Origin of the sequence: Flavobacterium sp. LC2016-12, from assembly GCF_015351595.1 — a bacterium.
Classification (GTDB): Bacteria; Bacteroidota; Bacteroidia; order Flavobacteriales; family Flavobacteriaceae; genus Flavobacterium.
The window spans coordinates 21,391-35,497 of the sequence record NZ_JADKPT010000009.1; the positions used below are offsets into that span (position 1 = coordinate 21,391).

The 14,107-nt window shown below is 32.7% G+C and carries 15 protein-coding genes; 14 read left to right on the forward strand and 1 reads right to left on the reverse strand.

Annotation, left to right across the window (positions count from 1 at the left end):
- The first annotated feature begins 52 nt into the window (after positions 1 to 52).
- From cyoE to IRZ99_RS14550, 8 genes are all read left to right on the forward strand, one after another.
- Positions 53 to 955: a heme o synthase gene (gene cyoE / locus IRZ99_RS14515; RefSeq protein ID WP_194657955.1), complete on the forward strand. Its 903-nt coding sequence runs from the start codon at positions 53 to 55 to the stop codon at positions 953 to 955.
- 2 nt (positions 956 to 957) lie between these two features.
- Entirely contained in the window at positions 958 to 1,545 is a 588-nt protein-coding gene (locus tag IRZ99_RS14520; RefSeq protein WP_194657956.1) for a cytochrome c oxidase subunit 3, read from the forward strand.
- 42 nt (positions 1,546 to 1,587) lie between these two features.
- Positions 1,588 to 2,571 (forward strand): cytochrome c oxidase subunit 3, encoded by a 984-nt coding sequence (locus tag IRZ99_RS14525; protein WP_194657957.1) that lies wholly within the window; start codon positions 1,588 to 1,590, stop codon positions 2,569 to 2,571.
- Between the two features lie 18 nt (positions 2,572 to 2,589).
- The gene (locus IRZ99_RS14530) at positions 2,590 to 2,940 is read left to right on the forward strand and encodes a cytochrome C oxidase subunit IV family protein (RefSeq protein ID WP_194657958.1); all 351 of its coding nucleotides are present in this window, start codon (positions 2,590 to 2,592) and stop codon (positions 2,938 to 2,940) included.
- Between the two features lie 78 nt (positions 2,941 to 3,018).
- On the forward strand, positions 3,019 to 3,675 hold the full coding sequence (locus tag IRZ99_RS14535; protein ID WP_194657959.1) for a hypothetical protein: 657 nt from the start codon (positions 3,019 to 3,021) through the stop codon (positions 3,673 to 3,675).
- 10 nt (positions 3,676 to 3,685) lie between these two features.
- The gene (locus tag IRZ99_RS14540) at positions 3,686 to 4,375 is read left to right on the forward strand and encodes an SCO family protein (RefSeq protein ID WP_194657960.1); all 690 of its coding nucleotides are present in this window, start codon (positions 3,686 to 3,688) and stop codon (positions 4,373 to 4,375) included.
- A 1-nt stretch (position 4,376) separates the two neighbouring features.
- Entirely contained in the window at positions 4,377 to 4,958 is a 582-nt protein-coding gene (locus IRZ99_RS14545; protein ID WP_194657961.1) for a DUF420 domain-containing protein, read from the forward strand.
- A complete protein-coding gene (locus IRZ99_RS14550; RefSeq protein WP_194657962.1) occupies positions 4,951 to 5,250 on the forward strand; it encodes a hypothetical protein in 300 nt (99 codons plus the stop codon). Before IRZ99_RS14545 ends, IRZ99_RS14550 begins: the two co-directional genes overlap by 8 nt.
- 38 nt (positions 5,251 to 5,288) lie before the next feature.
- Here the strand turns inward: IRZ99_RS14550 and IRZ99_RS14555 are convergent, their stop codons facing one another.
- On the reverse strand, positions 5,289 to 6,695 hold the full coding sequence (locus IRZ99_RS14555; RefSeq protein ID WP_194657963.1) for a DUF4403 family protein: 1,407 nt from the start codon (positions 6,693 to 6,695) through the stop codon (positions 5,289 to 5,291).
- A gap of 176 nt (positions 6,696 to 6,871) precedes the next feature.
- On the opposite strand from IRZ99_RS14555, the gene IRZ99_RS14560 reads away from it, so the two are divergent.
- The 6 genes from IRZ99_RS14560 to IRZ99_RS14585 all read left to right on the forward strand — a co-directional run bounded on the left by IRZ99_RS14560 (position 6,872) and on the right by IRZ99_RS14585 (position 14,063).
- The gene (locus IRZ99_RS14560; protein WP_194657964.1) at positions 6,872 to 7,573 is read left to right on the forward strand and encodes an ABC transporter ATP-binding protein; all 702 of its coding nucleotides are present in this window, start codon (positions 6,872 to 6,874) and stop codon (positions 7,571 to 7,573) included.
- Entirely contained in the window at positions 7,566 to 8,810 is a 1,245-nt protein-coding gene (locus tag IRZ99_RS14565; protein WP_194657965.1) for an ABC transporter permease, read from the forward strand. Before IRZ99_RS14560 ends, IRZ99_RS14565 begins: the two co-directional genes overlap by 8 nt.
- Positions 8,811 to 8,812: 2 nt before the next feature.
- The gene (locus tag IRZ99_RS14570) at positions 8,813 to 10,078 is read left to right on the forward strand and encodes an ABC transporter permease (protein ID WP_194657966.1); all 1,266 of its coding nucleotides are present in this window, start codon (positions 8,813 to 8,815) and stop codon (positions 10,076 to 10,078) included.
- A 39-nt stretch (positions 10,079 to 10,117) separates the two neighbouring features.
- Positions 10,118 to 11,236: an efflux RND transporter periplasmic adaptor subunit gene (locus tag IRZ99_RS14575; protein WP_194657967.1), complete on the forward strand. Its 1,119-nt coding sequence runs from the start codon at positions 10,118 to 10,120 to the stop codon at positions 11,234 to 11,236.
- 79 nt (positions 11,237 to 11,315) lie between these two features.
- Positions 11,316 to 12,767 carry a TolC family protein gene (locus tag IRZ99_RS14580; protein ID WP_194657968.1) on the forward strand — a complete coding sequence of 484 codons (1,452 nt, stop codon included), beginning with the start codon at positions 11,316 to 11,318 and terminating at the stop codon, positions 12,765 to 12,767.
- Positions 12,768 to 12,773: 6 nt separating this feature from the next.
- Positions 12,774 to 14,063 carry an efflux RND transporter periplasmic adaptor subunit gene (locus IRZ99_RS14585; RefSeq protein ID WP_194657969.1) on the forward strand — a complete coding sequence of 430 codons (1,290 nt, stop codon included), beginning with the start codon at positions 12,774 to 12,776 and terminating at the stop codon, positions 14,061 to 14,063.
- Positions 14,064 to 14,107: the final 44 nt, after the last annotated feature.

Here is a 14,107-nt window from a genome sequence, read left to right on the forward strand (position 1 = left end):
ATCTAATTTGTACATTTGCACCACTCAAAAAAAACATACAAACAATAACGGTTTGAATACTACAAAAAACACATTTTCATTAAAATCAATATTTCAAGATTTCAAAGAAATAACTAAAGCTGGATTAGCTATTAGTGTTTTGTTTTCCTCAATTGCGGGATATTTATTGGGTGTAAATGATGAACACCCTTTTAAATGGAGTGTTTTGGTCATTTTATCTATTGGAGGATATTGTATGGTTGGAGCATCGAATGCTTTTAATCAGGTTATTGAAAAAGATATTGATTCATTAATGGATCGTACAAAAAATCGTCCGGTTCCATCTGGAAGAATGTCTCCAAAATTGGCTTTGTTTGTTGCAAGTCTGCTAACTATTTTAGGGATTAGTCTGTTGTATTCAATAAATGCAAAGTCGGCTATGTTTGCTGCGATTTCAATATTTTTATATACCAGTATCTATACGCCATTAAAAACGGTAACTTCGTTATCAGTTTTTGTTGGTGCTTTTCCTGGTGCAATTCCGTTTATGTTAGGATGGGTTGCTGCTTCGGGAGAGTTTGGTATTGAGGCAGGAACTTTGTTTTTGATTCAGTTTTTTTGGCAATTTCCTCATTTTTGGGCTATTGGATGGTTTTTGTATGAAGATTATGAGAAAGCTGGAATCTTTATGCTTCCAACAGGTAAAAAAGATAAAGGCACAGCATTGCAGATTATTTTATATACAGTTTGGTTAATAATAGCTTCGTTATTGCCAGTTTTAGGTTTTACGGGTCAATTGTTTATTAGTCCAATTGCCGCAATTATTATATTCTTATTAGGTTTGTGGATGTTGTTTTATGCTGTGAAATTGTATCAATTGCGAACTGCAAAGTCAGCTAGGACGTTAATGCTAGTGAGTGTTTCGTATATTTCATTATTACAAATAGTATATATAGTAGATAAATTTTTAAGATAGTTATGGAAATGACAATGACAACAGGTGAGGAACAATTAAGGAAATCAAAATCGGCAAAACTGATTTTGTTATTCGCTATGGTAAGTATGACTATGATGTTCGCCGGACTTACAAGTGCATTTGTAGTAAGTAAATCAAGAGCTGACTGGTTGAAGAATTTTGAATTGCCAACAGCATTTTATTACAGTACAGCTGTTATTATTGGTTGCAGTGTTACTTTTTATCTGGCGAAAAAAGCCATTCAGAAAGATAACAGGAGCGCAACAACAGCTTTGCTTTTGGGAACATTAGCATTAGGAGTTTTATTTGTGGTTTTGCAATTTGTTGGTTTTGGACAAATCGTAGAAAGTGGTTATTATTTTACCGGAGAAGGTAGTTCAATTACTACAACTTTTCTTTACGTAGTTACCGTTACGCACTTATTACACTTGGCTGGTGGGCTAATTTCACTTTTAATTATAATTTATAATCATTTTAAACAAAAATACAATTCGACTCAAACTCTTGGTATAGAACTAGGTGCGATGTATTGGCACTTTTTGGATTTATTATGGGTATATTTATTTTTATTTTTATATTTCTTTAAATAAGAAAAAAACGTAAATTTGGGAACTTTTTAACGAATATCTTTTATGGAAGCGACAGTTACTACTGCAAATAACGACGAAAAAACTTGGGGAGGCGGAGACATTCAGCCATTAGGAGCAAGTTATGGTAAAATGATGATGTGGTTTTTTATCGTATCAGATGCCTTGACATTCTCTGGATTCCTTGCTGCTTATGGTTTTTCTAGATTTAAATTTATTGAAACATGGCCTTTGGCTGATGAAGTGTTTACTCACTTCCCATTTATGCATGGCGTTTCGGCTCCAATGTATTATGTAGCCTTAATGACTTTTATTTTGATTTTCTCATCTGTAACAATGGTTTTGGCTGTTGATGCAGGTCACCAATTAAAAAAGACAAAGGTTGCGGTTTATATGTTCTTAACTATTATTGGAGGTCTAATCTTCGTTGGCTCACAAGCCTGGGAGTGGAAAAACTTCATTAAAGGAGAATATGGTGCAGTAGAAACAGCTGGTGGAAGTTTATTACAGTTTGTTGATGCACAAGGTAACAGAGTAGCTCTTGAAAAATTTGCGGTAAAATTGCCGGAGCAAAGAGAAGCGCTTACAAGATCACATGGTACTTGGTTTGTGGAAGATGCGGAAACGCAGCCGACTTATACTGTTGCTGAAGTACAGGCTGGTTTTAAAGCACATCCTGAATTATTGATCAGAACGGAGCAACTTACAGATAAAAAGAAAAAAACAGTATTGACAAGAGCAGAATCTGAGTCTCGTCTAGGTACTGCAAAATATGTAGTAGAAGGAGCTAACTTAACAAGAAACGAGTACGGAAGTAAACTATTTGCTGATTTCTTCTTCTTCATTACAGGATTCCACGGATTCCACGTATTTTCTGGAGTTATTATCAATATCATCATTTTCTTTAATGTATTATTGGGAACTTACGAGAAAAGAAGAAGCTACGAAATGGTAGAGAAAGTTGGTTTATACTGGCACTTTGTCGATTTAGTTTGGGTATTTGTATTTACAGTTTTCTACTTAGTTTAATTTTAGATTTTAATTATTATGTCACACGAACACGTATCAAATACAAAAAGAATCTGGTTTGTTTTTGCATTACTTTCAGTAGTAACTACAGTAGAAGTTATTCTGGGTATTTTAAAACCAGAAGCATTAGAATTTAATCATTTTGTAGGTTTGAATTTGTTGAACTGGATTTTCTATATCCTTACAATTTTCAAAGCTTATTATATAGTATGGGCATTTATGCACATGGAAGGTGAAAAAAGCAGCCTTAGATGGTCTGTTGTATCACCAGTTATTTTCCTAGTTTTATATTTATTGTTTATTCTATTGACAGAAGGACATTATATTTATGGGGTTTTTAAAGATTCTACTATTAAATGGAATTTTTAACATGATATTAATTCGAAAAGAAGCTCCGTTTAACGGAGCTTTTTTTATTTTTGTACCTCAATAACTTCCGTTAATACAATGAAAAAAAATATAGTTCTCTTTGTACTTTTTGTTCTGCCGATTGTAGCCTATTTATTTTTTGCTTCAGGAGTAAACAGTTTTACTAAACTTCCGACAATAACTCCTAAAATTGCCGACTTTGGTAATTGGAAATCACTAAAAGGTGAAAAAGTAACCCTAAATAACAAAATAACTATTCTTGGTTTTTCAGGTTCTGAAATTCTAAAAAACAGAGGAAACTTTTTCAATCTGAATGAGAAAATCTACCAACGTTATAATGGCTTTAAAGATTTGCAGTTTGTAGTTGTTTGTCCGTTAGGAACAGAAAACGACGCACAGAAAATAGAAGAATCTTTAGGTGCTTTTACAGATGTATCTGGTTGGCATTTTGTTTTTGCTTCTCCTCAGGAAATTAAAACCTTCTACGATCAATTACATTTAAAAGGAAAACTGGATCAGAATCTAGGGACATCAAACGTTTATATCGTAGACAAAGCAAGAAATTTAAGAGGTAGAAAAGGAGCTTCAAAAGATAAGAAAGACGAATATAAAGAAGGTTATGATACTTTTCATCCATCTGAGTTAAGCAATGAAATGCTTGATGATTTTAAAATCATATTATATGAATATCGCGCTGCTTTAAAAAAGAATCACAATGCCACAAAAGAACTTTAATCTTTAAAATATGTTTAAAAACAAATCATATATCGGAATTTCGTTTATTGTTTTAATTTTCGGAATTTATGCAGTGCCAAAAATCGTGGACAGAATAAAAAATGGTGACGTTGTAAAAGGAAATCGTTTGGATAATGTAGGATTGAAAACTTCGAAATCAGATGCTAAATTATTGACTATTGGTCCGGCTCCCAAATTTGAATTAACCAATCAGGATAACGCTAAAGTATCAAATCAAACTTATAAAGGAAAAGTTTATGTTTTAGAGTTTTTCTTTACCACCTGTCCTTCTATTTGCCCAAAGATGAATTTAAGCATGTTAGAGATTGAGAAAACTTTTTTTGGAAATCCTAACTTCGGAATTGTATCCATTACAATTGATCCGGCTCATGATACACCGCAAGTTTTAAAAGACCATGCAAAGTTGTTAGGAGTAAAATCGTCGAACTGGAATTTTTTAACGGGTGATAAAGCAACAATAATGGATTTATCAAACAAAGGATTCAATTTATATGCAGGTGAAAATGCAAAGGTAAATGGTGGTTTTGAGCATTCAGGTTTATTTGCTTTAATTGATAAGGATGGAAATATTCGTTGTAGAAAAGATGAATTTGGAAACCCAATTTTGTACTACGACGGACTAGATAAAAAGGGAGTAAGAGATATACAGGAAGATATTAAAATATTATTAGAAGAATAAAATGGAAGATAATTCATTAGAAAAAAAATTCAGCAAGTTTATCGTTGCTGTTTCAATTGTAATTCCGGTTGTGGTTGGAATTTTATTTGGAGTCAAATTAAAAGATTTTGGAATTGATGTTGAGCCGCTTTCATTTTTACCTCCAATTTATGCGACTACAAATGGTATTACAGCCGTTGTTTTAGTGTGGGCGGTTATTTCTATCAAAAATGGTAAACGTAAATTGCACGAACAATTAATGACTTTTGCTATTATATTATCGGTTGCTTTTTTAGTAATGTATGTTGCGTATCACATGACAGCTGATTCTACTAAATTTGGAGATTTGAATCACGATGGAATTCTTGATTTAGCTGAAACAGCTAAAATTGGATCAGTACGTTACGTCTATTTTGTGATTTTAATTAGTCATATTTTATTGTCTATCGCTATTATTCCTCTAGTATTAATTACTTACGTAAGAGCCTTGGCACAACGTTTTGACAGACATAGAAAAATAGCTAAAATAACTTTTCCACTTTGGTTGTATGTAGCAGTAACAGGTGTAGTGGTTTACTTAATGATTTCTCCTTATTATGCATAAAATAGAAAATAGAATAAAGAATAAAGAAAATAGAATTGAAAGTAGAAGTAGATTGGAGAATTTAATCACAAAGAAATACTTCTATATTCTTTTCTCTATATTCTTTTCTCTCACTGCAAATGCTCAATGCGCTATGTGCCGAGCTGCACTTGCTGGAGACTCTAATGTGAAAAAAGCAGAAGCCGTAAATGATGGAATCGTCTATTTAATGGTAATTCCTTACTTACTTGTGGGGATTATTGGTGTTCTGATTTATAGAATGTACCAATCAAAAAAGAAAAAAGCAGTATAATTTTTATACTGCTTTTTTCTTTTTTTGTTTTATATATTTTATTTCAATCCATCAACAGAAACATTGACTGTTCCGTTTATTTTTATAAAAGCAATAATAGCCTGATTCGTCAACTGAATTTTATCAAACTGAATGTCTTCTATTTTCCCATTTACAAATACACCTGGCATAGGAGAGTAGTTTTTAAGATACGTAGCCATGCTTTTTTTGGCTTCTTCTAAATTGGGTTGAATAGAATAACGGCAGCTTTCTTCCATTTTTCTTAAAATATAGCCCTGTCCTAACCAACTTGCAGTACGCATTAATTTACTTTTTGTGTCTAAAACATAATCGAGTTTTTCAAAATAGATTTCTTTTGTTTGTGCATTGTACTGCGGAAACCCATTTAAATAAAGGGTTCCGTTTATGGATCCTAAAACATCCAACGCAATAACCATTTTTCCATCTTTGTGCCAGATGTTGACATTTTTTACCGTTATTTTTTTGCTGCCTGAACCAAATTCCTGACCTGCAAAATTTTTAGTCATTATTTTTGAAGCGTCAATATAGGTTGAAATTGCGGCAATATTAGCTGCAATCTGATTTGGAATTTTAGCAACAGGTTTTAGAACAATTTTATTTGCGTTGAATTTGGATTCAGGTTGTTTTCCAACGATAGTTTCCATATTACACTTTATTCCCATGTCTAATAAAAACAAATCATTTTTAAGTTTTGCGTTTGTCGAATAGATTTCAACGGGAGTAATTCGAAGCCAGCTTTCATAAGTGTCACTCATTTGAAATGGTGTACATATTTTTTCTAAAGCAGACAAAACATTCGGTTTAAAATCCATTGATTTTTCAATTGCTTCATCTATTTTTTTTTCAATTTTAGATTTAAAAATAGAAATTGCAGGATTTACTAAATATGTTATTGGCATACTTTTTCCAAAAACCTGCATTGTTGGACTTTCATTCCAATCTAAAGATTTGAATTCGGTTTTGGTGTTTAATTTCCAATTTGTTAATGCAACTTCGCTTGATAAAGTAATGACTCCATTTAAATTAAATTCACGAGTATCGTAAAGTTCAACGCCGAGTTTTTTTGTTCCAATTCGATATTTAATAGTTGCTTTTAATGGCAGGATAGTTTTTATTTTTTTATCGGGATTTGCAGGATCATTTTGGATTTTTATTGGAGCTTGTTTCCAGATTTTCATTTCAATATCATCATCGTCGATGTTATTGTCTTCATAAATTAATCCGTTCAAAATTGAGTTTGTCTGATGCTCAATATCGCTCAATTTTACCGTTATAGGCAGGTTGATAAAGGAAGGATTCACGTCATAAACTAACGGACTTGCATCATCGGGTTCGGGTTTTAAGGTTTCTAATTTTTGCGATGTTGAACATCCTGAAAGCAGTGTAAGTGCCGCTAATAAAGAGAAAATTGAAAAAAACTTCATTGTTAAGAATTTTTTGAGTGATGCAAAATTAAGAAAACAATTATATTATCTTAAAAATGTGTAACATTTGATAAAGAATAGAGTCTTATTCTAATATCAAAACGAAATTATTAACGTTTTCTTACCATAAATTACTTAATAAAAATGTTATTATTGTTTTAAAATTTAACAATACCATGATCGAAATCAAAGATTTACACAAGTCCTATAAAATGGGAAGTTCTGAATTGCATGTGTTAAAAGGAATAAATTTTAATATTGAAGAAGGTGAGTTAGTTGCTATCATGGGATCTTCTGGATCAGGAAAATCTACTCTTCTTAATATTTTAGGAATCTTAGATGAGGCAGATTCGGGTAGTTATATTTTAGACAAAACTCCAATTAAAAAATTAAATGAGACGATAGCTTCTAGATACAGAAATAAGTTTTTAGGATTTGTATTTCAATCTTTCAATTTGATCAATTATAAGACAGCGCTTGATAACGTGGCAATGCCATTATATTATCAGGGAATAAAAAGAAAAGAGCGTTACGAAATTGCGATGAGATATTTGGAGAAAGTTGGTTTGGGTTCACATTCACACCACTTGCCTAACGAGCTTTCAGGAGGTCAAAAGCAGCGTGTCGCTATAGCGAGAGCATTAGCTTCAAATCCAAAAGTTTTATTGGCTGATGAGCCTACAGGAGCTTTAGATACCAAAACATCATATGAAGTTATGGAACTTATTCAAGGAATTAACGATGAAGGGAAAACCATTTTAATCGTTACACACGAACCTGATATTGCCGCAATGTGCAAAAGAAATGTAGTCCTTAAAGATGGATTAATTATCGATGATAAAAAGGTAGAACAAGTTAGAGCTTCATCTTATGTTTAATATTGAGCGTTGGCAGGAAATATTTGAAGCAATCTCCAAAAACAGGCTGAGAACATTGTTAACCGGGATTTCTGTGGCTTCAGGTATTTTTATTTTAGTTATTTTGCTTGGTGCTGGAAAAGGGCTTCAGAACGGAATCGAAAAACAATTTGAAAACGATGCTGTCGGAATTATTGAAGTTTGGTCAAATGTAACAACCAAAGAATATAAAGGATTAAATCCAGGAAGAGAAATTCAGTTCAGAAATAGTGATTATGAGCTTCCAGTTACAAAGTTTAATGATAAAATAGATAAAAAATCGTCTATTCGTACTACTTGGGGAGGAATTGTGAGTTATGGAAAAGAATCGGGAAATTATCAATTTAGAGGAATTACACCGGATTATTTGTCTCTTGAAAATGCAACTATTATTAAAGGACGCTTCATAAACAATAATGATTTAGTAAATAACGAAAAAGTTGTGGCTATTGGTCTGAAGGTTAAGCAGGATTTATTTAAAGAGCAGGATCCAATAGGAAAAGAAATTTTGGTTAATAATATCAATTTTAAAGTAGTTGGGGTTTTTACAGATCCTTCTGGTGAAAGAGAAGAATCAAGGGTTTATATGCCTGTGACGACTAATCAACGCGCTTTTGGAGCAGGTGATAAAATAAATGGGATGCAGTTTGTTTTAAATAAAAAAGCAGATTATGATGAAGCCTTAGCACAATCAAAAAAATTTACAGAAGATGTAAAAACGCTGTTGAAGAGTAAAAATATTGTGGCGCCAGATGATGAAAGTGCAATTGGAGTTTATAATTCGGTTGAAGAAGCAAAACAGTTTTACGACCTAAATCTTTATATCAGATTATTCTTTTGGTGGGTAGGTATTTGTACTATTATCGCTGGAGTTGTTGGTGTAAGTAATATTATGCTGATCATTGTAAAAGAAAGAACTAAGGAAATTGGAATCAGAAAGGCATTAGGTGCATCGCCATTTTCTATAATCTCAATGATACTTCATGAATCTATATTTATTACCACAATTGCTGGTTTTGTTGGGTTGCTGGCTAGTTTGTTGTTACTAGAATTTGTTGGTCCAATGGTTCAGAGTGAATATTTCAGAAATCCGGAAGTTGATTTTAATGTAGCTTTAACCACACTTGCTTTACTTGTATTTGCAGGAGCGGTGGCGGGATTTTTTCCAGCCTATAGAGCAGCCAAAATAAAACCTATTGTAGCACTTAGAGACGAATAATTATGTTTAAGAAAGATAATTGGGATGAAATTTTACAGGCTCTAACGGCAAATGTTTTTAGAACAACGCTGACTGCATTTGGTGTGTTTTGGGGTATATTTATTTTGGTAATATTATTAGCAGCCGGTAATGGTTTAGAAAACGGTATCAAGAAAGGTTTTGACGGAATCGCTACCAATACTATGTTTATGTGGAGCCAGACAACTTCAAAAGCATATAAAGGATTGCCAAAAGTTCGTCGTTACGACTTTAGAAACAGTGATGTGGCAGCTTTAAAAGCAGCTTTGCCTGATTTATTATATGTTTCGCCAAGAAATCAATTAGGAGATTTTAATGGAACAAATAACGTTGTTCGTGGTACTAAAACTGCGGCTTTTACTATTTATGGAGATTATCCGGAGTTGATTAAGCAACAGCCAATGGATATCTTAAAAGGACGTTTTATTAATCAGCAAGATATTTTAGAAAGAAGAAAAATTGCTGTGATTGGAAAAGGAGTTATTAGCGAACTTTATGAAAAGGAAGAAGAAGCCATTGGAACTTATATAAAAGTAAACGGAGTTAATTTTATGGTAGTTGGTGTTTACCATTCTAAACAGCAAGGTGGAAATGCGGAACAGGAACAAAAAAATATTTTCGTTCCGTTTACTACTTTTCAGCAAGCGTTTAATTATGGAGATAAAGTAGGATGGATGGCACTTACAGCAAAAGATGAAACTTCAATCACAGATTTAAAACCAAAAATTCTGGAATTAATCAAAGGACTGCATTCAATAAATCCACAAGATGAAAGAGCTGTAGGTAATTTCGATTTATATGAACAGTATAATAAAGTACAGAGTTTATTTGATATCTTAAAAATCATTGCTTATTTCGTAGGTACACTGGTTTTAATTTCAGGTGTTATCGGAATTTCGAATATTATGCTAATTGTAGTTAAAGAACGTACAAAAGAAATTGGGATTCGCAGGGCTTTAGGTGCAACACCTGGCGCTATTCGTGGCCAAATTTTATCTGAATCTATATTTTTAACTATTATTTCCGGAATGCTTGGAATAGCCGTCGCAACGGGGATTATTGCTATTTTAAATATGGTACTGGACTCTATGCCGCCGGGAAGCAATACTATGTTTGCAAACCCAACCGTAGATTTAGGAGTAGTATTTGTAGCATTATTAATATTAGTAGGATCTGGTTTGTTGGCAGGATTTATTCCGGCGCAGACCGCAATTAATGTAAAGCCGGTAGATGCTTTGCGAACAGAATAAATTATCAATCAAAATATAATCGATTAAACCAAAAACAAAATGAAAAAAGGAGTAACCGTAACCATTTTAATCTTTATTGCTTTAGTTTTCTTTGGCGCACTTTACTATTTGTATGCTAAAAATCAGGAGTCACCAATTGTTTTTAAAACGGAGAAAGCAGAGGTTAAAACGATCGTAAAAACCACCATTGCAACAGGTAACATTCAGCCTGACGAAGAGGTCCTAATCAAACCAAATATTTCGGGTATTATTGAAGAAGTATATATCAAAGCTGGTGAGAAAATTAAAGCGGGCGACATGATTGCTAAAATTAGAGTTGTTGCTAATGTGTCTAATGTAAGTAGTACCCAAAATCAGGTGCAAACAGCTAAAATAGCCTTAGATAATCAGGAGAAAATTTATAAAAGACAGAAAACCTTATTTGAAAAAGAAGTAATTTCTGCTAATGATTTTGATGCAGCTCAATTAGCTTATACACAGGCAAAGCAAAATTATTTGGCGGCCAGACAAAGTTTGGATATTGTAAAAACCGGAACAACAACGTCATTAGGAAGTTATGCTAATACGTTAATTCGCTCAACAGTAAACGGAATGGTTTTGGCCGTTCCTGTAAAAGTTGGAAATCAGGTTATTGAAAGTAATAATTTTAATGAAGGAACTACAATTGCCAGTGTTGCAGATGTTGGCAGGATGATCTTTATTGGAAAAATCGATGAATCTGAAGTAGGAAAAATTAAAGTTCAAATGCCAATTGAAATTACTGTTGGAGCGATCGAAAATAAAAAGTTTGATGCTGTTTTGACTGATATTGCTCCTAAAGGGGTAGTAGAAAATGGTGCAATTCAATTTGAAATAAAAGCTTCTTTAGAAAACAGAGATGCTACTTTTATCAGAGCTGGTTTAAGTGCAAATGCTTCTATTATTTTAGAAAAAGCAGACAAAGTTATGGCTATAAAAGAATCACTGGTTCAATTTGACAAAAAAACACAAAAACCATATGTTGAAATAGAGACTGCTCCTCAGAAGTTTCAAAGAAAAGATTTAATCCTTGGTGTGAGCGACGGAATATATGTTCAGGTTAAAAGCGGTATTAAAGATTCTGATAAAATTAAAATCTGGAATCAAGGTTTGATCAGTGAGGGAGAAGAGAAAAAATAATTGAAAGTATAAAGAGTTTTTTGGTTTTAAAAAATGTTAAATTTGCGTAGTGTTTATACTATGCTTTCATTCAAAATATATGAAAATAAATAAATATAATAGTCTCGTTTTTGCTATACTTTTCGGGTTCGGACTAACGGCCCAGGCACAAACAAAACAATGGACACTTGAAGAATGTGTAAAATATGCATTAGATAATAATATCACAATAAAATTATCAGAACTAGATGTAAAAAATGCTGATATTGATAAGAAAGATGCGTTTGGTAATTACCTTCCGTCAGTAAACGGAAATGCTTCCCATTCTTGGAATATAGGGTTGAATCAGGATGTTACGACAGGTCTTTTGCGTAATCAGACAACTCAATATTCATCTGTTGGTTTAAGTGCCGGAGTTGATATTTACAAAGGTTTACAAATTCAGAACACTTATCGTAGAACGAAACTTTCTATTATAGCTTCACAATATCAATTGCTGAAAATGCAAGAAGATATCTCGCTCAATGTAGCTAATGCTTTTCTTCAAATTTTGTCTTATAAAGAAGAGTTAAAAGTAAAAAAAGAACAACTTTCTATTGATGATAAAAGATTCAAACGTTCAGAAGAGATGGTAAATGCCGGAACAATTCCGCGTGGAGATTTATATGATTTGAAAGCGACATTGGCAACAGATCAACAAGCCATAATTATTGCCGAAAATAATTTGTTGATTTCAAAATTAAGTCTGGCACAACTTTTACAATTAAAAGAATTTGCAGATTTTGATGTTATTGATGATACAAATGCAAAAGATGAAAATAATATCATGGCCCAAAGTCCAATTGATATTTACAATAAGGCAAAAGAAACAAGAACAGAATTAAAATTGGCTCAAACTAATCTTGAAATTGCTGAGAAAAATGTAGCTATTGCAAAAGGTGCTTATCAACCAACCTTAAGTGCCTTTTATAATTTTAATACAAGAGCCAGTTATTCAGATATCATCACTGGCGCGACTCCAAATACAGCAAATCCAACTTCTCAGATTGGTTTTGTTGAAGGGACAAATCAGGCAGTATTACAAAATAATTTCACTCCTGTTTTAGGTGGTCCTCAACCTATTATGGACCAATTTAGTGATAATAAAGGACAGTCGTTTGGTTTTCAGCTTACTGTTCCAATTTTTAATGGTTTCTCAGTTCGAAATAATGTAGAACGAAATAAAGTTAATTTAGAAAAATCTAAAATAGATTTAGAGCAAAAAAGTTTAGATTTGCAACGTAACGTTTATACTGCCTTTACAAATGCAAAAGGAGCTTTAAATACTTATGAGTCATCAACTGTAACTTTAGAGGCGAGACAACAAGCTTACAATTATGCTAAAGAAAAATATGATGTAGGTTTAATGAATTCATTTGATTTTACACAGGCTCAGACATTGTTGACTAATGCTCAGTCTGATGTGATTAGAACGAAATACGATTACATGTTTAAAATAAAAATACTTGAATTCTACTTTGGAATTCCAATTGTCCCAATTATTACAAAATAATTTATTATGTCAAAAAAAACAGTTTATTTCTTAATAGGTGGTGCAGTAGTTATTATTGCAGTTTTAGTAGGTCTTTCAAAATCGGGAGCAATAGGAAATAAGGATGAAGGAAAAGAAGTAGAAATCTCAAAAGTAATGGCTTCAACTATTGTCGAAACAGTTTCGGCAACAGGTAAGATTCAACCGGAAATTGAAGTTAAACTTTCATCAATGGTTTCAGGTGAAATTATTGCACTAAATGTAAAGGAAGGCCAGGTTGTTAAAAAGGGAGATTTATTGGTAAAAATAAATCCGGATTTGTATACCTCCGGATTAGATAGGTCTGTTGCTAATTTATCAGGAACGAAAGCCAGCTTATCGCAGTCTGAAGCAAATTTTAAAGAAGCAAAAGCAAGTTACGAGCGTAATAAAACGTTATATGATAAAGGAGTAATTTCAAAGTCTGATTGGGATAAATCAATTGCGACTTTTGAAGTTGCTAAAGCAACAAAACAAAGTTCTTATTACAATGTTCAGAGCGCTTCAGCATCGGTAACGGAGGCAAAAGATAATTTAGGCCGTACTTTAATTTATGCCCCTGCAGATGGAACTATTTCGGTTTTAAATGTTGAATTAGGAGAGCGCGTTTTAGGAACGCAACAAATGGCAGGAACAGAGCTTTTGAGAGTGGCAAACCTAAACAACATGGAAGTTGAAGTTGATGTTAATGAAAATGACATTGTTAAAGTGAAAATTGGAGATGAAGCTAATGTTGAAGTTGATGCTTATTTAAAAAAGAAATTTAAAGGTACTGTAACGAGTATCTCAAATTCAGCAAGTACAACACTGACTTCAGATCAGGTTACTAATTTTAAGGTTAAAGTTCGTATTCTAAAAGAGTCTTATCAGGATTTATTAGAAGGACAACCAAGCTCTTACTCTCCGTTTAGACCAGGAATGACAGCAACAGTTGATATTTTGACAAAAACAAAAACAAATGTATTAGCTGTGCCTATTAGTTCAGTGGTTGTAAAATCAGATACTGCAGCTGTTAAGGATTTTACAGTGGAAGATCCTAATGAGAAAAAGGTAGTGCCAAAAAGCGATAAAAAATTCGAGTGTGTTTTTGTGAAAGTTGGAGATAAAGCTAAGATCAGAATTATTAAAACAGGTATTCAGGACGATACTAATATCGAAGTAATGTCTGGATTAAAATCTGGAGATGTTGTGATAACGGGTCCTTATACTACGGTTTCAAAAGAATTAAATTCTGGTGACAAAGTGAAGCTTAAAAAAGCAGAAGCTCCTAAAAAGTAGGTTGTAGTATGATAATTGCTTTGCATGGAGTTCCGTCAGAAATC

What these genes read in the sequence shown, in the direction of transcription:
- IRZ99_RS14565 (WP_194657965.1), top strand. Translation starts at nt 7,566, where the DNA reads ATGTTTAATATTGAGCGTTGGCAGGAAATATTTGAAGCAATCTCCAAA.
- IRZ99_RS14550 (WP_194657962.1), top strand. Translation starts at nt 4,951, where the DNA reads ATGCATAAAATAGAAAATAGAATAAAGAATAAAGAAAATAGAATTGAA.
- IRZ99_RS14570 (WP_194657966.1), top strand. Translation starts at nt 8,813, where the DNA reads ATGTTTAAGAAAGATAATTGGGATGAAATTTTACAGGCTCTAACGGCA.
- IRZ99_RS14575 (WP_194657967.1), top strand. Translation starts at nt 10,118, where the DNA reads ATGAAAAAAGGAGTAACCGTAACCATTTTAATCTTTATTGCTTTAGTT.
- IRZ99_RS14520 (WP_194657956.1), top strand. Translation starts at nt 958, where the DNA reads ATGGAAATGACAATGACAACAGGTGAGGAACAATTAAGGAAATCAAAA.
- IRZ99_RS14555 (WP_194657963.1), bottom strand. Translation starts at nt 6,695, where the DNA reads ATGAAGTTTTTTTCAATTTTCTCTTTATTAGCGGCACTTACACTGCTT.
- IRZ99_RS14560 (WP_194657964.1), top strand. Translation starts at nt 6,872, where the DNA reads ATGATCGAAATCAAAGATTTACACAAGTCCTATAAAATGGGAAGTTCT.
- IRZ99_RS14545 (WP_194657961.1), top strand. Translation starts at nt 4,377, where the DNA reads ATGGAAGATAATTCATTAGAAAAAAAATTCAGCAAGTTTATCGTTGCT.
- IRZ99_RS14535 (WP_194657959.1), top strand. Translation starts at nt 3,019, where the DNA reads ATGAAAAAAAATATAGTTCTCTTTGTACTTTTTGTTCTGCCGATTGTA.
- IRZ99_RS14525 (WP_194657957.1), top strand. Translation starts at nt 1,588, where the DNA reads ATGGAAGCGACAGTTACTACTGCAAATAACGACGAAAAAACTTGGGGA.
- IRZ99_RS14585 (WP_194657969.1), top strand. Translation starts at nt 12,774, where the DNA reads ATGTCAAAAAAAACAGTTTATTTCTTAATAGGTGGTGCAGTAGTTATT.
- IRZ99_RS14540 (WP_194657960.1), top strand. Translation starts at nt 3,686, where the DNA reads ATGTTTAAAAACAAATCATATATCGGAATTTCGTTTATTGTTTTAATT.
- IRZ99_RS14580 (WP_194657968.1), top strand. Translation starts at nt 11,316, where the DNA reads ATGAAAATAAATAAATATAATAGTCTCGTTTTTGCTATACTTTTCGGG.
- IRZ99_RS14530 (WP_194657958.1), top strand. Translation starts at nt 2,590, where the DNA reads ATGTCACACGAACACGTATCAAATACAAAAAGAATCTGGTTTGTTTTT.